This is a genomic window from Amycolatopsis sp. NPDC059027, assembly GCF_042739735.1.
Classification (GTDB): Bacteria; Actinomycetota; Actinomycetes; order Mycobacteriales; family Pseudonocardiaceae; genus Amycolatopsis.
The window spans coordinates 1-23,271 of the sequence record NZ_JBHYIK010000105.1 but is presented as its reverse complement, the minus strand read 5'-3'; the positions used below and the strand labels follow the sequence as shown (position 1 = coordinate 23,271).

The 23,271-nt window shown below is 69.3% G+C and carries 20 protein-coding genes; 12 read left to right on the top strand and 8 right to left on the bottom strand.

What is annotated here, in order from left to right; translation table 11 throughout:
- From ACFWY9_RS41675 to ACFWY9_RS41655, 5 genes are all read left to right on the top strand, one after another.
- The coding region (locus tag ACFWY9_RS41675; protein ID WP_378341479.1) for a class F sortase at nucleotides 1-318 on the top strand (318 nt) is incomplete at its 5' end.
- 86 nt (nucleotides 319-404) lie between these two features.
- Nucleotides 405-2,408 (top strand): SDR family oxidoreductase, encoded by a 2,004-nt coding sequence (locus tag ACFWY9_RS41670; RefSeq protein ID WP_378330240.1) that lies wholly within the window; start codon nucleotides 405-407, stop codon nucleotides 2,406-2,408.
- A gap of 118 nt (nucleotides 2,409-2,526) precedes the next feature.
- Nucleotides 2,527-3,549 (top strand): cell division protein DivIVA, encoded by a 1,023-nt coding sequence (locus tag ACFWY9_RS41665; protein WP_378330241.1) that lies wholly within the window; start codon nucleotides 2,527-2,529, stop codon nucleotides 3,547-3,549.
- Nucleotides 3,550-3,643: 94 nt separating this feature from the next.
- On the top strand, nucleotides 3,644-4,777 hold the full coding sequence (locus tag ACFWY9_RS41660) for a glycoside hydrolase family 3 N-terminal domain-containing protein (protein ID WP_378330242.1): 1,134 nt from the start codon (nucleotides 3,644-3,646) through the stop codon (nucleotides 4,775-4,777).
- A 42-nt stretch (nucleotides 4,778-4,819) separates the two neighbouring features.
- Nucleotides 4,820-5,698, top strand: coding sequence for an oxidoreductase (locus tag ACFWY9_RS41655; protein ID WP_378330243.1), 879 nt, complete (start codon nucleotides 4,820-4,822; stop codon nucleotides 5,696-5,698).
- Here ACFWY9_RS41655 and ACFWY9_RS41650 read toward each other — a convergent pair whose 3' ends face one another.
- Together ACFWY9_RS41650 and ACFWY9_RS41645 are read right to left on the bottom strand one after the other, a co-directional pair.
- Nucleotides 5,699-7,714, bottom strand: a complete 2,016-nt coding sequence (locus ACFWY9_RS41650; protein WP_378330244.1) for an APC family permease — start codon at nucleotides 7,712-7,714, stop codon at nucleotides 5,699-5,701.
- Nucleotides 7,715-7,911: 197 nt separating this feature from the next.
- A complete protein-coding gene (locus ACFWY9_RS41645) occupies nucleotides 7,912-9,159 on the bottom strand; it encodes a lipase family protein (protein WP_378330245.1) in 1,248 nt (415 codons plus the stop codon).
- Nucleotides 9,160-9,564: 405 nt separating this feature from the next.
- On the opposite strand from ACFWY9_RS41645, the gene ACFWY9_RS41640 reads away from it, so the two are divergent.
- On the top strand, nucleotides 9,565-9,744 hold the full coding sequence (locus tag ACFWY9_RS41640; protein ID WP_378330246.1) for a hypothetical protein: 180 nt from the start codon (nucleotides 9,565-9,567) through the stop codon (nucleotides 9,742-9,744).
- Between the two features lie 3 nt (nucleotides 9,745-9,747).
- On the opposite strand, the gene ACFWY9_RS41635 is transcribed toward ACFWY9_RS41640, so the two are convergent.
- The gene (locus tag ACFWY9_RS41635; protein ID WP_378330247.1) at nucleotides 9,748-10,569 is read right to left on the bottom strand and encodes an SDR family NAD(P)-dependent oxidoreductase; all 822 of its coding nucleotides are present in this window, start codon (nucleotides 10,567-10,569) and stop codon (nucleotides 9,748-9,750) included.
- A gap of 344 nt (nucleotides 10,570-10,913) precedes the next feature.
- Between ACFWY9_RS41635 and ACFWY9_RS41630 the strand changes: the two genes are divergently transcribed.
- From ACFWY9_RS41630 to ACFWY9_RS41620, 3 genes are read left to right on the top strand one after another with little or no spacing between them, the layout of a single operon-like run.
- Nucleotides 10,914-11,588, top strand: a complete 675-nt coding sequence (locus ACFWY9_RS41630) for a response regulator (RefSeq protein WP_378330248.1) — start codon at nucleotides 10,914-10,916, stop codon at nucleotides 11,586-11,588.
- Entirely contained in the window at nucleotides 11,585-12,997 is a 1,413-nt protein-coding gene (locus ACFWY9_RS41625; protein WP_378330249.1) for an ATP-binding protein, read from the top strand. Before ACFWY9_RS41630 ends, ACFWY9_RS41625 begins: the two co-directional genes overlap by 4 nt.
- Entirely contained in the window at nucleotides 12,994-13,479 is a 486-nt protein-coding gene (locus ACFWY9_RS41620; protein ID WP_378330250.1) for a hypothetical protein, read from the top strand. Before ACFWY9_RS41625 ends, ACFWY9_RS41620 begins: the two co-directional genes overlap by 4 nt.
- Nucleotides 13,480-13,614: 135 nt before the next feature.
- Here the strand turns inward: ACFWY9_RS41620 and ACFWY9_RS41615 are convergent, their stop codons facing one another.
- The 3 genes from ACFWY9_RS41615 to ACFWY9_RS41605 form a co-directional block, all read right to left on the bottom strand.
- Nucleotides 13,615-14,844 carry an alkaline phosphatase gene (locus ACFWY9_RS41615; RefSeq protein WP_378341478.1) on the bottom strand — a complete coding sequence of 410 codons (1,230 nt, stop codon included), beginning with the start codon at nucleotides 14,842-14,844 and terminating at the stop codon, nucleotides 13,615-13,617.
- Nucleotides 14,845-14,978: 134 nt separating this feature from the next.
- Nucleotides 14,979-16,604, bottom strand: coding sequence for a hypothetical protein (locus ACFWY9_RS41610; RefSeq protein ID WP_378330252.1), 1,626 nt, complete (start codon nucleotides 16,602-16,604; stop codon nucleotides 14,979-14,981).
- A gap of 316 nt (nucleotides 16,605-16,920) precedes the next feature.
- On the bottom strand, nucleotides 16,921-17,961 hold the full coding sequence (locus tag ACFWY9_RS41605) for a cation diffusion facilitator family transporter (protein WP_378341477.1): 1,041 nt from the start codon (nucleotides 17,959-17,961) through the stop codon (nucleotides 16,921-16,923).
- Between the two features lie 38 nt (nucleotides 17,962-17,999).
- Between ACFWY9_RS41605 and ACFWY9_RS41600 the strand changes: the two genes are divergently transcribed.
- Both ACFWY9_RS41600 and ACFWY9_RS41595 read left to right on the top strand, forming a co-directional pair.
- Entirely contained in the window at nucleotides 18,000-18,371 is a 372-nt protein-coding gene (locus tag ACFWY9_RS41600; RefSeq protein WP_378330254.1) for an ArsR/SmtB family transcription factor, read from the top strand.
- Between the two features lie 50 nt (nucleotides 18,372-18,421).
- A complete protein-coding gene (locus ACFWY9_RS41595) occupies nucleotides 18,422-19,987 on the top strand; it encodes an LCP family protein (RefSeq protein WP_378330255.1) in 1,566 nt (521 codons plus the stop codon).
- Here ACFWY9_RS41595 and ACFWY9_RS41590 read toward each other — a convergent pair.
- Both ACFWY9_RS41590 and ACFWY9_RS41585 read right to left on the bottom strand, forming a co-directional pair.
- Nucleotides 19,984-21,477, bottom strand: a complete 1,494-nt coding sequence (locus ACFWY9_RS41590) for an MFS transporter (protein WP_378341476.1) — start codon at nucleotides 21,475-21,477, stop codon at nucleotides 19,984-19,986. The two genes, ACFWY9_RS41595 and ACFWY9_RS41590, sit on opposite strands and share 4 nt — an antisense overlap.
- Nucleotides 21,474-22,406 (bottom strand): SDR family oxidoreductase, encoded by a 933-nt coding sequence (locus ACFWY9_RS41585; RefSeq protein WP_378330257.1) that lies wholly within the window; start codon nucleotides 22,404-22,406, stop codon nucleotides 21,474-21,476. Before ACFWY9_RS41585 ends, ACFWY9_RS41590 begins: the two co-directional genes overlap by 4 nt.
- 87 nt (nucleotides 22,407-22,493) lie before the next feature.
- On the opposite strand from ACFWY9_RS41585, the gene ACFWY9_RS41580 reads away from it, so the two are divergent.
- A complete protein-coding gene (locus ACFWY9_RS41580; protein WP_378330258.1) occupies nucleotides 22,494-23,078 on the top strand; it encodes a TetR/AcrR family transcriptional regulator in 585 nt (194 codons plus the stop codon).
- Nucleotides 23,079-23,271 lie beyond the last annotated feature (193 nt).

Sequence of the window (23,271 nt, the reverse complement as noted above, 5' to 3'; positions counted from 1 at the left end):
GCCGACCTCACCGCGGCCGGCGGGGCGAGCGTGTTCGCCGGGCACGTCAACTGGCGCGGCGCGACCGGCCCGTTCGCGGAGCTGTGGGACGAGAAGATCGGCGGCGCGATCACCGTCGTCGACGTGCGCGGGAAGACGTGGCGCTACAAGATCTCCCAGCTCGTCACCGTGCACAAGAACGATCTGCCGCAACGCGCCGACGAGCTGTTCGGCCCGTCCGGCCCGCATCGCGTGGTGCTGGTGACCTGTGGTGGCCGCTGGGTCGGCGGGCCGCAGGGCTACGAGGAGAACCGCGTCGCCATCGCCGATCCGGCGTGAGCTAAGTTACCCACGGGTAATATAGGTCTCCGGCCACCGGATACAGCACAATGCCCGTGGACGGGCAACGGCGAGAGGTGACTTCGATGGCGACGTTCTTGATTACCGGCGCGACCGGGCTGATCGGCCGCCACTTCACCCGCCTGCTGCTTTCCCGCCCCGGCACGAACGGCGCGGACAGCGTCGCGCTCGTGGTGCGGGCGTCCTCACGGGACAAGCTCGCCGCGCTCGTCGACCAGTGGCCGCACGCGGACCGCGTCACGCTGGTCACCGGCGACCTCGCCGAACCACTGCTCGGAGTGTCCGAAGAGGACCGTGAGCGGCTGCGCGGGCAGGTCGATCACGTCGTGCACCTCGCCGCTCTTTACGACATCACCGCCGACGACGAGGCCAGCATCAAGGCCAATGTGGACGGTACGAAACACGTCGTCGACCTCACCGCCGACCTGAACGCCGGCTGCCTGCACCACGTTTCGTCGGTCGCGGTCGCCGGTGACCACGACGGCGTGTTCACCGAGGACATGTTCGACGTCGGCCAGCGGCTCCTGACCCCTTACCACCGCACGAAGTTCGAGGCCGAGAAGCTGGTCCGCGAACAGCAGGAAGTGCCGTGGCGCGTGTACCGGCCGGCCATCGTCGTCGGGCATTCCGAGACCGGCGAAATGGACAAGATCGACGGTCCCTACTACCTCTTCCCCGCGATCAGCAGGCTCACCGGACTGCCGGATCTGCCGCTGGCCGGCCCGGATCTCGGTGATTCGAACATCGTCCCGGTCGACTACGTCGCGAAGGCGCTGCTGGAGCTGGTGACCACCGACGGGCTCGACGGGCGCGCGTTCCACCTGGTCAACCCGGAGCCACAGCCGGTGGTGTCGGTATACAACGCCTTCGCGAAGGCGGCAGGCGCGCCGACGATTTCGGTGCAGCTGAACGACAAACTGTCCAAGGGCATCGTCGGGCTGGCGAAGCTGTCCGAGCACATCCCCGGGTTCACGATCGCGCGGGACGCCGTCCTCGAACGCCTCGGCATCCCGCCGGTGCTGCTGGACAACGTCGCGTTCGCGTCGGTGTTCTCGTCCGCCTCGACCCGCAAGGCACTCGCGGGCTCCGGCGTCGAGGTCCCCCGGCTGGAGGACTACGCGGCGACGTTGTGGCGGTACTGGCGCGAGCACCTCGACCCGTTCCGGGCCCGCAAGCACGGCCCGCGCGGCGAGCTGGACGGCCGCCGCGTGATCATCACCGGCGCGTCCTCGGGCATCGGGCGCGCGACGGCGCTGAAGGTCGCCGCGGCGGGCGGCGTCCCGCTGCTGGTCGCGCGGCGGCAGCACGAACTCGAAGAGGTCCGCGACGAGATCCTCGCCGCGGGCGGCACGGCGTCGGTGTATCCGGCGGACCTGACCGACGAGGAGTCGGTGCACAAGGCCGTCGACGCGATGCTGGCCGAGCACGGCCGGATCGACATGCTGGTGAACAACGCGGGCCGCTCGATCCGCCGCTCCATCAAGCTCTCGTACGACCGCATGCACGACTACGAGCGCGCGATGGCGATCAACTACTTCGGCGCGGTGCGGCTGATCCTCGCGGTGCTGCCGCACATGTCGGAGCGGAAGTTCGGGCACATCGTGAACGTGTCGTCGATCGGTGTGCAGGGCATCGCGCCGCGGTTCTCGGCGTACGCGGCGTCGAAGGCCGCTTTGGACTACTTCTCGCGGATCGCCGCGACCGAGACCCACGGCGACGGGATCACGTTCACCACCATCCACATGCCACTCGTGCGCACGCCGATGATCCGGCCGACGAAGATCTACGACGCCTTCCCGACGAAGTCGCCGGAGCAGGCCGCGGACATGGTGATGAAGGCGCTGGTCGAGCGCCCGAAGCACATCGGAACGCCCGCCGGCCAGGCAATCGGGCTCGCGTACACGCTCACGCCGGGACTCACCGACGCCGTCGCGTACCAGGGCTTCCGGATCTTCCCGGACTCCGCGGCCGCGGGTGGCTCCGGCGGGCTCAAGATCGGACGTGGCGAGAAACACCTGTCGAAGGCGGCGATGGCACTGGCCAGGCTCAGCCGCGGATTCCACTGGTGACTCTCCGCTTCCGGGCGGCGGCCGTTCGGGGATCATTTGTCAGGGCCGGGTGAAGACACACCGGTGAATCACCAAGCCTGACGCCGACGACACGGTGTACGCGGGTACGGTCGGGCACATGGTTCCCGAGCGAGACAACAGCCTCCCTGGCCTCCTTCCCCTGCGGCGCGAGTACACCCAGGCGTGGCACGGTTTCGACCGCAACGAGGTGCGGCAGTACCTCGATCACGTCGAGGGCCAGCTGCGTCGGCTGCTGAACGAGCGCGACGCCTCGTCGAACCAGCTGGCGACCGTGTCCCGCGAACTCGAGACCGCGCGCCAGGAGATCCAGAAGCTCCAGGCGCGGGTCGAGGAACTGAAGAAACCCCCGGAGCGGTTGGAAGATCTCGACGAGCGGATGCAGCGGACGGTCACGCTCGCGCAGGCGCGTGCCGACGAGATCACCAAGCGTGCCCAGGTGGCCGCCGAGAAACACTGGGCGTCGTCGAGCGATGCTTCGCAGAAGCTGCGTGACCGCTACACGAACCTGATGGCCGAATTGGACAAGCAGGCCGAGGCGCTGCACTCCGAGCACGAGGCGGCACTGGCCGAGACGCGCGCGGAAACCCAGCGGCTGACGGTCGAGGCGGCGCAGCGGCGGGAGCTGCTGGACACCGAGGCCGAGCGGAAGCGCCGCAAGATCGAGCGCGAGTTCGAGGCGTCGATGGCCGCGCAGCGGGCCACGCTGGAGAAGCACGTCGCCGACCAGCGCACCGCGAGCAAGCAGCAGGCCGAGCGGCGGATCGCCGAGGCGACCGCGGAGGCCAAGCGGCTCGTCGACGAGGCCACCGCCGAGGCGAAGCGCCGGCTGGACGAGGCGACCACCACGGCCGCGCAGCGGACCACCGCGGCGCAGCGGAAGGTCGAGCGGCTGGCCGAGATCCGCGAGCAGGCCCGCAAGAGCCTGGCCATGGCGGACGAGATCCTGGGCCGCAGCGAGGGCCAGCTGAAGCCGTTGCCGGAGGAATCCGTCATCCCGCAGGCGTCGAAACTGGTCGGCGGCGACGAGCCCACGCAGAACGGCAACAGTGCCTCCGCCGAGCAGGGCAAGAACGGGTCGGGCCAGAACGGGTCCAAGCCCGCCGCCAAGACCGGCTCCTGAGTTCGACTCTTCCCCCGGTTGGGTGACGACCCGCAGTGCCCGCCGCGTCGGCTACCGTCGGGGAGACGACGTCCCCGGCGGATGAGAAGGGTTGATGCGACGGAAAACGGGGTACCGGCTGGTGGCCGGGGTGGCGGTGGTGGTGGCCGCGGCGAGCCTGGTCGTGGCGGCGACCCATTCCCGGGATGTCGAAGGCGCTGCGGCACCTCAGCCGGACGCCCGGTTGGCCCGGGTTCCCGACTGCGGTCCCGTCATCGCCAAGCTGGATCTTCGCGCCCAGCTCGCCCAGCTCGTCGTCGTGGGGGTGCCGGGCAGCGATCCGGCGTCGACGGTCAAGCTCGTCCAGGATCACCAGCTCGGCGGAATCTTCATCGCGGGTGACGCGACCGAGCTTCTCACCCATCAGGCGCTCGACGCCGTCCAGAAGGCCGCGAAGGTGCCCGTGTCGGTCGCGGTCGACGAGGAGGGCGGCCGGGTCCAGCGCATCGACACGCTCGACGGCCGCATCCCGAGCGCGCGGGAGCTGGCGGCGACCAGGTCGCCCGAGCAGGTGCGGGAAGTGGCCGCGCTGCGGGGCAAGCAGCTGCGGGCCCGCGGCGTCACCGTCGACTACGCGCCGGACGCCGACATCACCGACCAACCCGCCGACCAGGCCATCGGCGATCGCTCGTTCAGCGGCGACCCCGAGCGCGCGCGGCTGTACGTGCGCGCGTTCGCCGCGGGCCTGCGCGACGCCGGGGTGTTTCCGGTACTGAAACACTTCCCCGGGCACGGGCACGCGTCGGGTGATTCGCACACCGGGCTCGTCCACACGCCGCCGCTGCCCGAGCTGCGCCGGGTAGATCTGGTTCCCTACCAGCGGATCACCGAGTACGGGCCGATCGGGGTGATGGTCGGGCACCTCGACGTCCCCGACCTGACCGCCGGCCTGCCCGCGTCGCTGTCGGCACCGGCCTATCAGCTGCTGCGCGGGGAATTCGGCTTCACCGGGCCGGTGGTGACGGACGACCTCGGCGCGATGAAGGCGATCACCGAGCAGTTCCCGTTGCCCGAAGCGGTGTTGAAGGCTTTGCGGGCGGGTGCGGACGAGGCCCTGTGGTCCTCGGGCGGACACGTGGACCAGGTCCTGGACCGGCTGTCCCAAGCCGTCGGGACCGGCGAGCTGCCCGAGTCGCGGGTGCGGGAGTCACTCACCCGGGTGCTGACGGCCAAAGGCTTGTGTGGCTGACGGTTAGGGTGTTCGACCGACGGACACACTGGAGGAACGGGCATGGCCACGAACGCCACCCTCGGCGGTACCTTCGACCTCGGCGGCGAGCTGACCGTGCACCGGATGGGATACGGCGCGATGCAGCTGGCGGGTCCCGGCGTGTGGGGCCCGCCCCGCGACCAGGATGCCGCCGTGGCCGTGCTGCGCGAGGCCGTCGAACGCGGCGTGAACCACCTCGACACGAGTGACTTCTACGGCCCGCACACCGTGAACACCCTGATCCGCGAAGCGCTGCACCCGTATCCCGAGGGCCTGCGCATCGTCACGAAGGTCGGCGCGCGGCGGACGCCGGACAAGGGATGGTCGCCCGCGCTGTCGGCGGACGAGCTGACCTCGGCCGTGCACGACAACCTCCGCCACCTCGGCGTCGACACGCTCGACGTGGTGAATCTGCGGCTGGCAGGAGAAAACGCCGAGTACCCGGTGCCGGGATCGCTCGCGGAGCCGTTCGGTGTGCTCGCCGAGCTGCGGCGGCAGGGGCTGATCCGGCACCTCGGCGTCAGTCACGTCACGGCCGAGCAGCTCGACGAGGCGCGCTCGATCGCACCGGTGGTGTGTGTCCAGAACGAGTACAACCTGGCCAACCGCGGCGCCGACACGATGGTCGGCAAATGCGCGGCCGAGGGCATCGCGTTCGTCCCGTACTTCCCGCTCGGCGGGTTCAGCCCGTTGCGGTCCGGCGTGCTCGACGACTGCGCCCGCCGTGTCGAGGCGACGCCCACGCAGGTCGCGCTCGCCTGGCTGCTCCAGCGCTCGCCGACGACGCTGCTCATCCCGGGAACGTCCTCGGTGGCGCACCTGCGGGAGAACCTCGCCGCCGCGGATATGGTGCTGCCCGAGGACGTCCTCGCCGACCTCGACCGGATCGGCACGCGCTGATCAGGGTTTCGGCACCGATTTCCCCGGCGTCGTGATCCCCCGGCGCACATCGCCGGGGCTGAACTCGGTCCGGCGCGGTGCGCGCCGGTTCGTCGAGTGGAGCTGCCACGGCACGCTGACCACCATCACGCCGGGCATGAACAACAGCCTTCCCTTGAGCCGCAAGGCACTCTGGTTGTGCAGCAGGTTCTCCCACCAGTGCCCCACGACGTATTCGGGGATGTAGACGCACACCACGTCGCGAGGGCTGGACCGGCGGATGTTCTTGACGTATCCCAGCAGTGGCCGGGTGATCTCCCGGAACGGCGACTCGATCACCTTCAGGCCGACGCCCATGTCCCGCTTCTCCCACTCGCGTTGCAGCGCGCGGGTGGCCTGGTCGTCGACGTTGACGGTGATCGCGGTCAGCTCGTCCGGCCGGGACGCGCGGGCGAACGCGACCGCCCGCTGGGTGGGTTTGTGCAAAGTGGACACCAGCACGATGGCTCGCACGCGGCTGGGGAGGATCGCGCTCTCGTCGTCGGGCAGCAGTTCGTCACGGACCCGGTCGTAGTGCCTGCGCACGGCCCGCATCAGCACGTACAGCACCGGAATCGCGATGACGACCAGATACGCACCGTGCTGGAACTTGGTCAGCAGCACGACAACGAGCACCAGACCGGTGAGTACCGCACCGAACGCGTTGATCGCCCGCGCGAGGCGGAATCGATGCCGCTCACCCCGCGACGTCGCTTCGGCGAGCTTGCGGTTCCAGTGCCGCACCATTCCCGCCTGGCACAACGTGAACGACGTGAACACCCCGAGGATGTACAGCTGGATGAGCTTGCTGACAACGCCGTCGTAGACGTAGATGAGCAGCCCGGCGACGAGCGCGAGCAGCAGGATGCCGTTGGAGAACGTCAGCCGGTCGCCGCGGGTGTGCAGCTGGCGCGGCAGATAGCGGTCCTGGGCCAGAATCGAGCCCAGCAACGGAAAGCCGTTGAACGCGGTGTTCGCGGCGAGGATCAGGATCAGCGCCGTCGCGGCCTGCATGTAGTAGAAGAGCACGGTGTCGTCGCCGCCGAACACCGCCGCGGCGATCTGCGCGATCACCGTGCGCTGCGGGGTGTTCGCGCAGTCGCCGCGGAATCCGGTGAGGTCACAGGCGTTCTCCGCGATCCGCACGTTCGCGATCATCGCGAGCACGGTGATCCCGCCGAACATCGCGATCGCGATGACGCCCATCGCGGTCATCGTCTTCGCGGCGTTGCGTCCCTTGGGTTTCCGGAACGCGGGTACACCATTCGAGATCGCCTCGGCACCGGTCAGCGCGGTGCAGCCGGAGGCGAACGCACGCAGCATCAGGAACGCGACGGCGAAGCCGGTGAGACCGACCTGCTCGGGACGGATCTGGTATCCGGCACTCTCCGCGACCGGCGCGTGCCCGGCGATCGCGCGGCCGAGGCCGAGCACGATCATGACCGCGACGCCGGCGACGAACGCGTAGGTCGGCACCGCGAACGCGCGCCCGGATTCCCGCACCCCGCGCAGGTTCATCGCGGTCAGGAAGGCGACGAACCCGAGGTTGATCAGCACCCGGTACGGGTTGAGCCCGGGCACCGCGGAGATGATGTTGTCGACCCCTGCCGCGACGGAGACCGCGACCGTCATGATGTAGTCGACCAGCAACGCGCCGGCGACCACCAGCCCTGCCGACCGGCCGAGGTTGCGGGAGGCCACCTCGTACGAGCCGCCTCCGCTCGGGTAGGCCTGCACGACCTGCCGGTAGGACAGCACGACGACGGCCAGCAGGACGACGATCGCCGCCGCCACCCACGGCGCGAGGTGCAGGAACGCCAGCCCGCCCAGCGCCAGGATCAGCAGGATCTCCTGGGTGGCGTAGGCGACCGAGGAGAGCGGGTCGCTGGCGAAGACCGGCAGCGCCAGCCGCTTGGGCAGGAGCGTCTCGCCCAGCCGGTCGCTGCGGAAGGGCAGCCCGACGACGAGGCGCTTGAGCACTGCGGTGGGTGACGGCACGGCCTGAGCGTAAGTTGCCGCTCAGGCCGTGGGACCACGTCGAGACGTAGAGAAAGCGTAAATAAAAGTGTTACGCCCGTACAAGTCTCGTCAGGGCTATGGACTTTTGAAGACTATTTCATGTGTCTAGTTTGGACACTTTGTCTGGTCCGGCTCGGTGTCGGGATCCGGCTCGCGCCGGACCTCGACACCGGTTTTCAGAATGCGCCGCAATTGCTCGTGGCGGGCTTCCCTGCCAGGCGGTCGGCGATCCAGTTGGCGGCGTTGCCCGAAGCGCCGAACGCGGCGAGCGCGTGGGAGAGCACCGGACTGAAGGAGGGCAGGTCCTTGAACTCGACGTTCGCGCCCTTGCCGCACCAGTCCTTGGCCATCTGCTTGCCCTGGGGGTAGGGCACGATGTCGTCCATCGGGGTGTGCTCGACGAGCACCGGCGCGGCGGGCTTGAGGTTACCGATCTTCAGGTCCTCGACCACCGATTTGAAGGGTTCCTCCGACAGATAGGCCGAGACCGGCCTGCCGTCCTTGGTCAGGGTGTTGGTCTGCTTGAAGGCGAGCTGGAAAATGGCGTCCATCGTGCAGATCTGGCGGGCCTGCAGGAATAGTTGCGCGCCGGTGGGGTTGGCCAGATCCAGCATATGTGTTTCGGGGTAAGCCGTATTGATGCCGATGAGCGCGAATCCGAGGAAACCGGCCGCGTACGCACCGTCGAGACTTTTGGCGAGTACGGCCTTGTCCGCCGGTGCGGCACCCGCGTAGGCGCCATTGAGGTCGAGTTCCGGCGCGTAGTCCGGCGCCATTTCCACCGCCGCGGCGGAGGCGCCGCCGCCCTGGGAATAGCCGACGATACCGATCGGCGCGTTCTTGTCCAGCCCCGAATCGGGCAGCCGCTGCGCCGCGCGGACGACGTCGAGTGTGGTGTGTGCCTCCGAGCGGCGCATCACGTAGGTGTGCTCCATGTTCGGCGTGCCGAGGCCCTCGTAGTCGGTCTGCGCCACGGCGAAACCCTTTTGCAGCAACGCGTTCACGAACTGCGTCTGCACGTTCGCGATGATGTCCGCACTGCCCTCGCCCGCGATCGTCTTGGACACCGCGCACTTGTCGCCCATTCCCGACGTGAACGGCGCGTAGGCGACGATCGGGCGCGGTCCCTGGCCCGTCCACGGCGCCGTCGGCACGATCACGGTACCGGTCACCGGAATCGCCTTGTCCTTGGTGTCACGGGACAGGTACATGATCCGGGTCGCCTTGCCACCGTTGAAAGCGGATGGCTGCGACTTGATGACGTCACCGTTCTGCCCCGCGGGAAGCGGCGAAGGTGGCGTGTAGAACGCTTCGTCCGCCGTCGCGGGAGCTGCCGCCGCGACCGTGACCGCGGCCGTCATCACCACCGCGGCCGACAAAACCGAAACGACCCTGCCGAAACGAAGTCGAGCGGAAAACCGCATAGCTTCTCCAGTGAACGCGCTATCGGACAGAATTCCGGGAAATGACGCCCGTATCGGCAAAGAGTTTCGGCCGGGGCCACGAAGCTGTCAAGGACGACCCCGCGACCCCGGCCGAAAATGGCATGCCGAACAGAGCCCGGATGCGCGTTTTTAGCATCGGCGCGCGAGCGGACGGCTTCGGCCACCGGTCAGTGCGGTCCCACGAAAAGCGGCGTCAACATCACCCGCGGGAGCGTCAAGGGTTCGTGAGAACCGCTACGCCGGGTGGGCTCCGCGGCCGCATGCTGGGCGGCAACCCCGCTGACACCTATGAAGAAGGCGATGCATGAGCGACGCTTGCGAGCGAATGATGGATATCATGCGCCAAAAAGGATCGAACACTGTCTCGCGGAGCGAGGCGATCGCATGAGCGACCTGGCCTATTCGGTGATGCTGATCGCGTGTTGCGTGCTGTTCGCACTCGTGCTGCGGTTCCTGCAGTGGTGGCTGAACACCGACCGCCGGCCGGGCACGCGCCCGGCGTCGCGCCGCGAGGGCGGCGAGCCGCGCATGGAGCACACCCCGTACCGGCGGCCGGTGCGCTGAGGCTCATCCCCGGCGCTGTTCCACCAGGGTCAGCTTTTCGCTGAGCTTCCAGAGCTTCTGGACGGCGTCGGGGTCGACGGCGGCAGCCGCGGCCTTGGCAGGCAGGCGGCCGTCGTAGTAGCCGCCCGCCAGCACCTTGGCCCCGGGATCGGCGAGCCGGGCGACGACCTCGGCGCCTTCGGTGACGGGACGGCCGCGGTAGCTGTAGTGCTGGAGCATCCCGGTGGCGACGATGCCGGGATGCACGCTGACGGCCTCGCGGACCTTCGGCCGGAACTCGGTCAGCGCGGTGGTGAACATGGTCAGCGCCAGCTTGGACTGCGCGTACGCGGCGCCACGGTTGTACCGCCGCTTCCAGTTGAGATCGGCCCAGTTGATCCGGCCGCCGCGATGCAGTGACGAGGACACGTTGACCACCCGGCTCACCGGCGAGGCGTCCAGCCGGTCCTCGAGCAGCCTGGTCAGCAGGTACGGGGCCAGGTAGTTGACCTGGAACGTCGCCTCGTGGCCGTCCTTGGTGATCGTACGGTTGCCGGTGCCCGCGACACCCGCGTTGTTGACCAGGACGTCCAGGCGGCCGAACGCCTGCGCGACCGCGGCGGCCATCTCGGCGACCTGCCGCAGATCGGCGAAGTCCGCGACGACGGGCTGGAGACGCCGTGCGTCGACGCCGGAATTCACCAGTCGCCGGCAGGCGTCCTCACCTTCTTCGCGGGTGCGGGCGTGCGTGATCACCGTGGTGTCGCCGGTCGCGAGCAGCCGTACCGTTTCGTAACCGATGCCGTCGGTGGTTCCGGTGACGAGAACCGTGGGGTTTTCGGGCATGCTGTTCCATCCACAATGGAGTGAGCGCGCGGGGAGCCCGCGCGGGAATGGGCAGGACTCAGCTGCCGGCCGGTGAATCGCCGGGTTCGGTGGTATCGCCGACCGGCACCGGATCAGGCGGCCGGTCGTCGTGGCGCACGCCCCACGCGTGCCCCCGTACGAGACCTCTGCCCATCCTCCGATGGAATCCAGCCCGGCGTGCGGGGGCAAGAACCCGCGGCCCGAACTTACGGATTCCTAGCGAACGGCGCCGCTGTCCGCGTCCGGTACCGGCTTCGTCCTGGTTGTGTCGCAATACCCCGCCTCCCCGGGCGATCTCGCTGACCAGCGGCGATAATCGGAGCGTGGCTCAGGTGCTGTTGATCGAGGACGACCCGTCCATCCGCCGGAGTCTCGGCATGGCGCTGGGCAAACACGGCCACGACGTCAAGGCGGTCGAGACCGGCGAGGAGGGCCTGCGCGTCTCCCGTGCCGAGCCGCCCGAACTCGTGGTACTCGACCTGATGCTGCCCGGGATCGACGGGTTCGAGGTCTGCCGCAGGCTCCGCGCGGACGGGCCGGTGCCGATCATCGTGCTGACCGCCCGCAATGACGATTTCGACGTCGTCGGCTGCCTCGAAGCTGGCGCGGACGACTACGTGGTGAAACCCGTGCGGCCGCGGGTGCTCGACGCGCGGATCAAGGCCGTGTTGCGTCGCGGCACGCCCGAACCCGCGGGCACCGAGCAGCACGCCGGCCTGACCCTCGACCGCGCGGCGATGACCGTCACGAAGGACGGCGAACCGGTATCGCTGACGCCGACCGAACTGCGTGTCCTGCTCGAACTCTCCCGCTCCCCCGGCCGGGTGCTCAGCCGGCAGCAGCTGCTGGAATCGGTGTGGGAGCACGACTATCTCGGTGACTCCCGGCTGGTCGACAACTGCGTGCAGCGGCTGCGCGCCAAGATCGAGGCCGATCCGGCGTCGCCGGTCTTCGTGCAGACCGTCCGCGGTTTCGGCTACCGGTTCGGCCCGGTATGAGCCCGCGGTGGCTGACCGGCCTGCGTGTCCGCCTCGTCTTCGCGTTCGTGCTGGTGACGGTCCTCGGCGCGGTCACGGCCGCCTGGGCGAGCTACGCCTCGACCAGCACGTCGCTGGTGTCCGAAGCCGAGCAACGCGCCGGCGACGACCTCCGGCACCGGGTCGGCGCGCTCACCGCCGACCTCGCCGACCCGCCCGACCAGGCCGCGCTGGACCGGCTGCGTGCCGCGGCCGGCGCGCCCGCGCTGGTCACCTACCACCAACTGTCCTCTTCGGACGGCGGCGAGGTCGGCCTTGTCTCCGCCGACCTGCGTGCCGCGGTCTCCTCCCGTGACCAGCTGGTACGGCAACGCGTCGCCTCGCCCACCGGGCCGAAGCTGGTGCTCGGGACCCCGGTGACGCGGACCGCGCTGGACGGCACCCGGTCGCTGTCGGGCATCGAGGTCTACGCCGTCCGCGATCTTTCCGGGGTCCAGCAGCAGATGGACGCCTCGGCCAGTGCCGCCGTCCTGACCAGCGCGCTGGCGCTGCCGCTGGCGATCCTGCTGGCGCTGCTCGCCGCGCGCGGGGTGCTGCGGCCGGTCCGCGAACTGCGCACCACCGCGCGCCGCCTGGCCGCGCACGACCTCTCCGCCCGGCTGCGCGTCCGCGGCTCGGACGAACTCGCCGATCTCGCGGGCACGTTCAACCACATGGCGGCCGAGTTGCAGGACTCGGTGGCCGAACTGCGCCGGCTGGAGGCCGACGCGCGCCGGTTCGTCGCCGACGTCTCGCACGAGCTGCGGACCCCGCTGACGACGTTGACCGCGGTCGTCGAGGTGCTGGAGGACGAGGCCGGGGCGATGTCACCGGACGCGCGGACGTCGACACTGCTCGCCGTCGAGGAGACGCGAAGGCTGACACGGCTGGTGGAAGACCTGATCGAGGTGTCCCGCTTCGACGCGGGCGCGGCGCGGCTTCGGCTGGAGGGCGTCGAACTGCGTCAGGCCATTGTGGACTGTCTCCGCTCGCGCAGCTGGACGGACCGAGTCGGCCTCGACGCCCCCGAGCCGATCACCGCGGTACTCGACCGGCGTCGTTTCGACATCGTGGTGGCGAACCTGGTGGGAAACGCGCTGCGGCACGGCGCGCCACCGGTGCGGATCCGGCTGCGGGCGGACGAACGGGAGGCGACGGTCGAGGTCGTCGACCACGGTCCCGGTCTGCCCGGCGATCTGGCCTCGCACGTGTTCGAACGGTTCTACAAGGCGGACGCGGCGAGGACGCGGTCCGAGGGCAGCGGGCTCGGCCTGGCGATCGCGGTCGAAAACGCGCGGCTGCACGGCGGCGACATCGAAGCGGGCAACGCGCCCGGCGCCGGTGCCCGGTTCGTCGCCCGCTTTCCCCTGCGCCCCAAGGAGGACACGTGACCCGGCGAGTGTTGGCAGCGGCTGTCCTCCTCGCGACGCTGACCGCGTGCGGTGTCGAACCCAGCGGCGTACAAGACGGCGGCAAAGCTCCGACGGGCGTCGCACGCGGCGTGACGCTGTACTTCGTCGACGCCGAAGGCGAGCTGGTGCCGAGCCCTCGCCCCACCCAGCGGCTCGGCACTATCACCGACGCGCTCAACCTGCTGGTCGCCAGCAGCAGCTCGTCCCAGAGCGATGGCCTGCACTCCGCGTTCGCCTGGCAGAGCGCGCTCGGCCGCAGTCCCCTGGTGACCGAATCCGACGAGCTGATCAGGATCAACCTGCCGCTGGCGAAGTACGAGATCGCACCGCTCGGCGTCGACCAGTTCGTCTGCACCGCGCTCGGCGTGCACCGGCAGGCCGGGAAGCCCGCCGCGAAGGTCGTGGTCACCTACACGATAGGCGGCGACACCGAACCGCTGAGCTGCCCGGTGCTCCGCTGACCCCTGCTCACGGCACGTGGCTCATGGGGTGTGGCAAGGGGGTCCCTGGGTGCGGTGGATGCACCCAGGGCGTCCCTCGGACCGGCCGCGCACGGGCCGACAGCTTTCGCCCGGTGTCCCCAGTGCTCGACCCCATCACAACCCGGCCGCGTCCCGCATGACGTGGTAGACGTCGGTGTTCTCGACGATGCCGCCCAGCCGCGCGGATCCCGGGCCGCTCGCGGTGACCGGCGTGTCGGCGCCCGAGTGCTCGTTCGTCGTCCAGTCCACAGTGAACTTCAGCTTCGAGCCGGGGACCGGGAACGGACCGTCCTCGCGGGCGTGTTCGGGCCCGGTGTTGGAGCTGTCGTAGTTCTCGATGCTCAGCCCGCCGGTCTCGTGATCACCGCCGATGATCACCAGCGTGTCGGGGTGCGAGCGGACGAACCGCATCACCTCGGCCACGGTCTCGTCCAGCGCACGGCCGGCGTCGATGACCGAATGCGCGTTGTTCTCGTGGGACATCCCGTCGATGCCTTCCTCCTCCAGGAAAAGGAAGAAACCCTTCGGGTTCTGGGAAAGCGTGTCGAGCGCCTTGCGTGCCATCTGCCGCAGCGGCACCTTCGGCGCGTATTTACCGACACCGTCCGGCCCGTAGTCGACCATGTCCTCGTTCGCGAACAAGCCGAGGATCCGGTTCGCGCGGGTGCGGGCCAGCTCGTCGGCATTGCGCACGTAGGTGTAGCCCGTCCGCTGTGCCCGCTCGACGAGATTGCCGTACGGGCTGCGGCTCTCTTCGCCCGGTTTGTCCGGCCAGACACCGGGATTCCCCTTCGGGTACCACCAGTCCTCGCCACCGCCGAGCAGCACCTCGGGACGGCTGTTCTCGATGTACTGCTTGGCGATGTCGCTCTGGGAATCCCGGCTCGGCACGTGCGCCGCGAACGCCGCGGGCGAGGCGCCGGTGACCTGGGCCGTGGTGACCAGCCCGGTCGCCTTGCCTGCCTTCCTGGCGCGTTCCAGCACTGTCTCCAGTGGACGGTCGTGGACGTCGACACCGACCGCGCCGTTGCGGGTCTTGTGCCCGGTCGCGAGCGCGGTGGCCGCTGCCGCCGAGTCGGTGACGACCTCCTCCGGATCGTCCGGCGCGGTGCGGACCAGACCCGTCACCGGGAGCTTGTTCATCTCCAGCTCCCCGCGTTTGCCCACGGTGGCCAGCCGGATGAGATCGCGCTGCCCGAGCCCCATCCCGTCACCCTGGATGTAGATGATGTTCTTCGCCAGGCGGGCACCGGCGGGTGCCGCCTCGGTCGTCTGCGCGACGGCGACCGTGCCGCCCCCGAGCACCACCAGCACCGCCGCCGCGACCAGGCCACGCTTGCGCACATCGCCTCCCGATCAGGTCATTAGTTAGGAACCTTTCCTAACATAGACTTAACGGGAAAGCGAGACCCTGTCGGCGGACGGCCTGGTCAGCACACCTCCGCAGCCGCCTGCGTGCGGCACGCCCCCAGTGCCCGTCAGGGGCAGCCGCAAATGCTCTTCGCCTCGACACGCAGGCTGGATGTCACATGCTCGGAGCGGAGCTTGCCGACCACGATCGCGGCGTTGTGGCGGATGGCCTCGCTGCTTCCGTTCCGCATCGCGGATACGAGCTTCTGCACCTGGGAATCGCCAAGCGATGGGCCGAGTTTCCGCAGTTCCGCCATCGCGTCCTCGATGTCGCTCAGGTTTGTTCCGCCCAGCCGGTTGACGAGGCCGGTGACGACGGCGTCGAGCTTTTGGTCGACCTGGTGGCCGAGGCGGGCCGAATCGGCATTGAGCGCGGCTTCCTTGGCGCGCAAGGCATTGGCGAGGCTGGTGGCCTGCGGTGTGGCTTCGCCGACCGGCCCGGAGACGTCGGTTTCGGCCACGACGGTGGCGGCTTCCTGTTTCACGGCCGCGTCGGCGTCCGACGGCGGGCGGTGCAGCAGGAATGTCAGCACGCGGTTGTAGGCCCGCTCGAATCGGTCTTGAAGGGACTTGTCGGTGGCGGCCTTGACGACGGATTGGACCACCGGTTGCAGGATCGGGATCGCGTCGGTGACTGGTTTGAGCACGTTCGCCACCTGCTCGGTGAACAGTTTCTCCACGTGGAGAACGATTTTCCGTTCGCCCTCATGGATGATCTCGGTCGCGGGCTCGGGCTTGACGGACGCCGACGCCACCTTCGCGGCGTCGATCTGGTCGAGCGTGACTTCCGCGGGCGGGGCCGTTGCCTCCTTCGGGGCGCTGACGGTCAATTCGGCGGGCAGGTTGGTCACCTGCCGCATCCGAGACGTCTCGTCCTGTACGGTTCGGTCTATCGCACTGTCGCTGACACCATTCTTCTCCCGGGCCGTACCGGCCTGGCTCCCCAGCTGGTTCGCCAAAGTGTCGATGACGTTCAGCCGCGCCATGGCGTCCCGGTAGTCCTGCGGAAAGGCGTTGACGACCTTGCCGTACAACATACCGGCGACCTGCTGCGACATTTTCGCGTCGACCGTCTTCGCGACCTCGGCGTAGCCTTCCTGGTGAATCTTGATCCGGAGTCCCAGGTCCGTGCTCGGAACGCCGAGGTGCATACCGAACAGGGTCAGGGCGGCCAGTGTCGCCAAGGCGGTGGAAATAACTCCACTGCCCTTGCTGTAGAGGTCCACCAGCCAGTACAGCGCTTTGCCCATGCCGACCCGCACCTTGCCGGGGCGACGGCCCGCCAGCAGGAAACTGCTGAGCAAATAGGTCAGGATCAGCAGGCCGAAGACTTGCGGCCCGCTCAGTTTCAGGTGGTCCGAGAAGAATCCCGAGACGCGTTCGAAGAACTGTTGCAGGCCGATGAGCTGACCGATGCTCAGCGAGCCGCTGAACAGGGAAACGTAGCCGGCCAGCAGGACGTAGCAGGCAATGGCGATACCGGCGGGTATCAGGTAGAGAATTCCGGCATCGCACAAATAATACCGGAATCCGGAATCGGCGGGCGGACCGGATCGCCCTTCCCGCCATTTGGTGACGATGACCCCCTTGGCGCTTCTGGTGTACCGGCGGCAGAACAACAACAGCATCCACGCGACCCCGAGCAGCAGCGCAACCCACCGCGAGCCGGTACCCAGGCCCAGCAGGACCACCACGGCTACCAGCAGGTGCAGAGCCGTCCGCCGGAAAAGCAGCCTTACCCGCAGCCGCGGACCGCCGGGAACGTCGAGCAGCGTTCGATTCCGCACCCCGGCCGGTATCCGGACCCGGACGTACGGCGGCCCATCGGGGTCCGCGGGCATCGTTATGTCCTTGACCACCGGAGCCCTGGTCTGCCACGGATAAAGCTCGACGTAGGGGACCGTCTCACCCGCGAGCGCGTCCTCGGCAGCCACGACACCGGTGTACCGCACCCCACCGCCGAGCACCAGACCTCGCGCCCGCATCCGGCAGTGGTGGCAGACAGGACGGTCAGCCGAGCAGCGCGTGCGCCTGCTGTGCCCCGGTGGCCGGCTCGGTGTGCACGACCGCGGCGGCCAGCCGCGGTACCGCGTGCACCAGGTGGTACTCGACCTCGTGCGCGAGCCGATGCGCCGCCTCGACGGTGAGCGTGGGCTCGACGGCTACGGCGAGTTCTGCCCGCAACGTGTGCCCGGTCCAGCGCATCCGCAGCTGGCTCACCCCGGCCACGCCGTCGACGTCGGCGGCGGACCGCTCGGCCAGCTCTACGGTCGCCGGGTCGACGGCGTCCATGAGCCGCCCGAACACCTCCTTCGCCGCGTCACGGAGCACGAAGAGGATCGCCACGGTGATGAGCAGTCCGATGATCGGGTCGGCCAACGGAAATCCCAGCGCGACCCCGCCCGCTCCGACGACGACGGCCAGCGAGGTGAAACCATCGGTGCGCGCGTGGAGGCCGTCGGCGACCAGCGCCGCCGAACCGATCCGGCGGCCGACCGAGATCCGCCAGCGCGCGACGAGTTCGTTGCCCGCGAAGCCGATGACCCCGGCGAGCGCGACGATCCACAGGTGCCCGACCGGTCGCGGATCGATCAACCGCAGCACGGCCTCGTACCCGGCGAACACCGCCGACGCGGCGATGATCAGCACCACGATCACCCCGGCGAGATCCTCCGCGCGGCCGAGCCCGTAGGTGAACCGGCGGCTCGCGGCCCGCCTGCCGAGCGCGAAGGCGATCCCGACCGGCAACGCCGTGAGTGCGTCGGCGAAGTTGTGGATGGTGTCGCCGAGCAGCGCGACCGACCCGCTCAGCAGCACGACCACGAGCTGCGCGGCCGCGGTGACGAACAACGCCGCGAACGACCACGCCAGCGTCCGCATCCCCTGCCTGCTGGCTTCCAGCGCGCTGTCGAACCGGTCGGCGCTGTCGTGGCTGTGCGGTGTGAACGCGTGAACGAGCGCGTGGCGCACCCGCGACCACCGCGGCGCCGGGGCGTGACCATGCGCGTGCCCATGACCGTGTCCATGAGTCTGGCCGTGCTGCGAACCCATACTTGTGAGAATGCCCTGCCCAGGTCCATTATGCAACCATGCACGCGCATGTTAACGCGGGCTCGGCGACGCGGCCCGGCCATCCTGCCGACCAGCGGCAACTCGACCTCGCCGCCGAGATCCTGCGGCATCTCGCCGACCCGACCCGGCTGCATCTGCTGCACCTGCTGACCACCGAGCAGGACGTGACGACGCTGACCGAACAGGTCGCGGCGTCCCGGTCGTCGGTCTCCCAGCACCTGGGGCGGCTGCGGCTGGCCGGGCTCGTCCAGGTTCGCCGCGAGGGCCGCCGCATGCTCTACCGGATCACCAGCGACCACCTCACCGGGCTGGTCGCCGAGGCCCTCGGCTTCGCGGCGCACACCGTGCACGGCATTCCGCACCACGTTGCCCCGCCTGCCGAAAAGTAGGCATTCTCACGCCGTGCAGCAGCGACCGGGACATCGGCGTCTAGGGAGGCGTGAAGCCCAACGCCCGGAATCCGCGTCTCGCCCGACGGCGCCGCCAGCCCGCCCACTCCGCGGGACGCGTGCTGGTCGCCCTGCTGTCCGTGGTGACGCTGGTGGTCACCGGGTTCTTCTGGAACGCCTTGCGGCAGGCGCAGGGACTCGGCGCGTCCAGCGCGATCTCGGGCGAGGGCAAGGCGCCCGACGGCTCACAGAACATCCTGCTGCTCGGGCTCACCACCCGGAAGGACAAGAACGGCCAGGACCTCCCGCCGAACGTCCTGAAGGCACTCCACGCCGGGAACGGCCTCGACGCCGAACATTCGCCCGATCACCAGGATCACACCGGCGGCTACAACACCAACACGATGATCCTGCTGCACGTGCCCAACGACGGCAGCAAGGCGACCGGTATCTCGATACCGCGCGACGACTACATCACCTTTGTGGACGGTCCGCTGCTCGGCGCCAGGCAGGGAAAGATCAAGGAAGGCTACGGCTGGGCGAAGGAACAGGAGCAGGAACGCCTGTACGCCCAGGGTGAGCGGGACCCGGCGACGCTGGAGTTCAAGAGCCGCGAGGCGGGACGCACCTCGACGATCAAGAACGTCGAACACCTGCTGAAGGTCCACGTCGACCATTTCGCCGAGGTCAGCCTCGCCGGGTTCTACCACCTCGCCGACGCGCTCGGCGGTGTCGACGTATGCCTGAAGGAGGCCACCAAGGACGACGCCTCCGGCGCCGACTTCCCCCAGGGGCCCCAGCACCTCAACGGCGAGCAGGCGCTGGAGTTCGTCCGGCAGCGCAACGGCCTGCCCGGCGACGACCTCGGCCGCGAGTCCCGCCAGCAGGCGTTCCTCGCCTCGGTGGCGAGCACCCTGAAACGGGACGGCGTCTTCGGCAGCCTTACCGACCTGCAGAAGCTGCTCACGGCCGCGGAAGAGGACGTCGTCTACGACAAGGGCTGGAACATCCTCGACCTCGCGAAACAGGCGAAAAACCTCAATCCCGCCAACATCGTTTTCCACACCCTGCCGGTCGTGAAGGCCGACAAGATCACGCTGGGCGGGCAGAGCGTCGACATCAACCGTATCGACATCGGCCAGATCCAGGCCGCCGTCCAGTCGTGGATCAACCCCGGCCAGTCCGCACCCGCGCCACCCCCTTCCCCCGCACCGTCCGCCAAGCCCATCGGCTCCGGGTCCACTGTGGACGTCCGCAATGCGTCCGGTGTGGACAATCGCGCCGCCGAGCTGGCGAACACGGTGGCGGGGCAAGGGTTCACCAAGGGCGATACGTCCACTGTGGCCACTCAGCCCGAATCGCATGTGTACTACGGAAAGGGCGCGAAGGCCGACGCCGACGCTTTGGCCGCACAGCTGGGTATCTCCGCGGTCTCGGCCAGCACCGCCGCCTCGGCGGGACATGTCGCGGTGTACCTCGGCACGGACTACCAAGGCCTCCCTGCCGCGCTGGGCGGCACTCCCGCAACACCGTCCTCCGCGGCCGCGCCGCCCACGGAGGGTTCCGTGAACGGCGCGGTCCGGGGCGACCCGAACAAACCGCAGTGCGTCTACTAGATCGCGCGCCGACCGGCCCGTACCGCTCCCGCGATGACCACGGCGCCCGCGAGCGCCGTGACGACGCTCGCCACGCGTAGCGCGGTGTCGGCGCCGGTGGTGAAGGCGTCGACGATCGCGGCGCGGTGCGTGGGTGCCACGGTGAGTGCCTGGGTGATGGTGCGCGGGATCGGCTCACGGTCGCGGAGAATCGCGGGCAGGTGCTGGGTGAAGCTCGCGGTCAGCACGGTCCCGACGACCGCGACCCCGAGCGCGCTGCCGAGTTCCCGCGTCGCCGATTGGAGGCCGCCCGCGACACCGGCCTGTTCGGTGGGCAGTGACGCGGTGAGTTCGGTCGTCAGACAGGGCATCCCGAGCGCGAGGCCGATGCCGATGACCACGAGCCAGGCCGCGTAGACGAAGTACGGCTGGCCCGCGGCGGTCGACAGCCCGTACAGGCCGACGGCTCCGGCCAGGAAGGCGGCCGCCAGTGTCGCCGGGATACCGATGCGCTTGGCCAGATCGGGAACGTACCGCGAGCCGAGCAACACCGGCAGTGGCAGCGGCAGAATCCCGAGTCCCGCCTGCAACACGGAATAGCCGCGGCCGTACTGCAGGAGCGAAGCGTTGACATAGAACAGCCCGAAGTTCCCGAAGAACATGACGAGCATGCCGAGGGCGGCGCTGCGCAGCAAGGGAATGCGGAACAGCCGGGGGTCGAGCATGGGGTGCGGAACCCGCAGTTCGACCACGACCCAGACGGCACCGAGCGCGGCGCTGAGCACGAACGCGGTGACGACGACGGCACTGCCCCAGCCCTGCTCCGGCCCCTCGATGATGCCGATGAGCAGCGCCACGGTCGCGGCGACGAACACCGTCGTGCCCGCCGGGTCGAGGGTGCGGGAATGACGGCTGCTGCGTGGGGCGACCAAAGCCACCCAGAGTCCACAGAGGACCGCTATCGGCGCGACGGCGACGAAGAGACTTCGCCACGAACCGGTGGCCAGCAGCGCGCCACCGCCGACGTTCCCGATGATCCCGGCGACGCCGGTCACCGCGGCCCAGGTCGCGAGAGCGCGGCCACGCCGTTCGGGAGCGGTCGCGTGCACCAGCACCGCCAATCCGTTCGGCAGCACCAACGCCGCCCCGATCCCGGTGATCGCGCGGCCGAGCAGCATGATCGGCACGTTCGCCGAGATCGCGGAAATCCCCGCGCCCACAGCGAAAGTGCCGAGCCCGGTCAGCAGCACACCCTTGCGCCCGAACCGGTCGCCTGCCGCGCCGGCCGGGATGACCAGGCAGGCGAACACCACGATGTAGGCGTCGACGATCCACAGCAGCTGCGACGAACTCGGATGCAGTCCGCTCGCCGAGATCATCGGCACCGCCACGTTGATCGCGGCGACCAGGCTGATCACCAGTACGGTGCACGCGGACACGCAGGCCAGTACCAGTCCCGGGTGCCGCGACGACCGCGCGGGGTCCGGTGCGATCGCGGGCGAGGTTTTCATTCCACTTCCTCTCGATGGGTGTGCGAAGACGCCTCAGTCACGGCGTAAGCGCCCGCGTCGATGTCTTCGACCAGAGTCGGCCCGGTGGGAGTCCAAGCGAGCAGTTCGCGGGTGCGCTCGCTCGACGCGCTCATGTCCAGCCCGAAGAACCGGCCGATGAACCCGAAGTGCCCGGCGGCGTCTTCGGGGGCGACCGACGTCACCGGGACGTCGAGCGAACGCCCGATGGCTTCCGCGATCGTCCGGATCGTGACGGCCTCTTCGGCGACCACGTGCAGCCGCGATCCGGCGGGTGCCTGTTCGAGTCCCAGCCGGATCAGCCGAGCCGCGTCGGAGCGATGCACCGCCGACCACGCCGTGGAACCGTCACCGATGTAGGCGGAGACACCGCGGCGCCGTGCCGCGGCCACCACGGAGCCGATGAATCCGTGGTCCGCCATGCCGTGGACGCTCGGGGCGAACCGTGCGCTGATGACCCGGACTCCGCGATCGACGTATTCGAGCGCGAGGTTCTCACCGCCGCCTCTCATCGAGTTCAGGCCCACGGCGGGCGATACATCCGTCTCCATCGCCGGACGCCCCTTGGCCAAACCGGCGAACGCGGCCGCGAGCAGAAAGGGACGCTCGGTGCCGACGAGCGCTTCGGCGATGGTCTCGATCGCGGCCCGCTCGGTGCCGTTCATCACGGCCGGGTTGGCCCAGTCGTGCTTGTTCGCCAGGTGAACGACGGCTTCGGCGTCGGCAGCCCCGCGACGGAGCACGTCGAGATCGTCGAGGTCCCCGCGAAGCGCCTTCGCGCCCTTCGCGACAAGCGACGTCGCAGCCGCCTCGGACCGAGCCAGGCCGACGACCTCGTGCCCGGCTCCCAGCAGGTCGTCCACGGTCGCGGAGCCGATCCAGCCGGTCGCTCCGGTTACGAACACACGCATGGGCGTGACCTCCTTGATTAGTTTCGAGTCACCGTGCCTCGAAACCGTAACACATAACGAGACACAGTGTCTCGGTATAGTCGAGCCATGCTTGACGAGGAGCGAGGACGAGTCGGCCGGCCGCGGAGCGAGCGAGCGCGGGCGGCCGTGCTGCACGCTGTCGACGATCTACTGCTCGAAGTCGGCTACGCGGCCATGACGATGAAAGGCATCGCCGAGAAGGCGGGCGTGGGCAGGCAGACCGTGTACCGGTGGTGGTCCACCAAGGCGGAGATCCTGTTCGAAGCGAGCGCGGCCGACGCCTCACACGAACTCGCCGTCGACCCCACGGGCGATCCCCTCGGCGATCTCACGGCCTATGTGGACGCCCTCGTGCGCTTCCTCACACACTCGCCGGCGGGCGCCGCCTATCGGGCCCTCCTCGGCGAAGCACAACACGACTCCGCCGTCGCGGATCTGCTCGCCTCGAAGGACATTCTCGGCGACAGCGCCCGAGCCGTGGTCGAACGAGTCGTACGGGACACCGGCTCGATCCCCGTCGACCTCGCCACCGCGTTGCTGATCGGACCGACGTTCTTCTGGATCACGAGCGGACGCGACCCCGCGCGCCTGGTGGCACGGGAGCTGGCCGGGACCTTCCTGCGCGAAGTCCAGACCCGCTCGCCGCGGTGAGCTTCGGCCCGTGAAGTTTGTGGTGCCGTGAAGCATTCGGCGGGTCCGGGATTGTGCGACCTGCGGGATGTGTGCTGCTCGCGGGACGCGACTGTCGGGGGGGGGGGGGCGCGGGGGCCCGGGAGATGCCGCGCCAGGGCGCCGGCCGGGCCGGCGCGGGGGGGCGGGCCGGGCGGGCCCCCAGCGCGGGGGC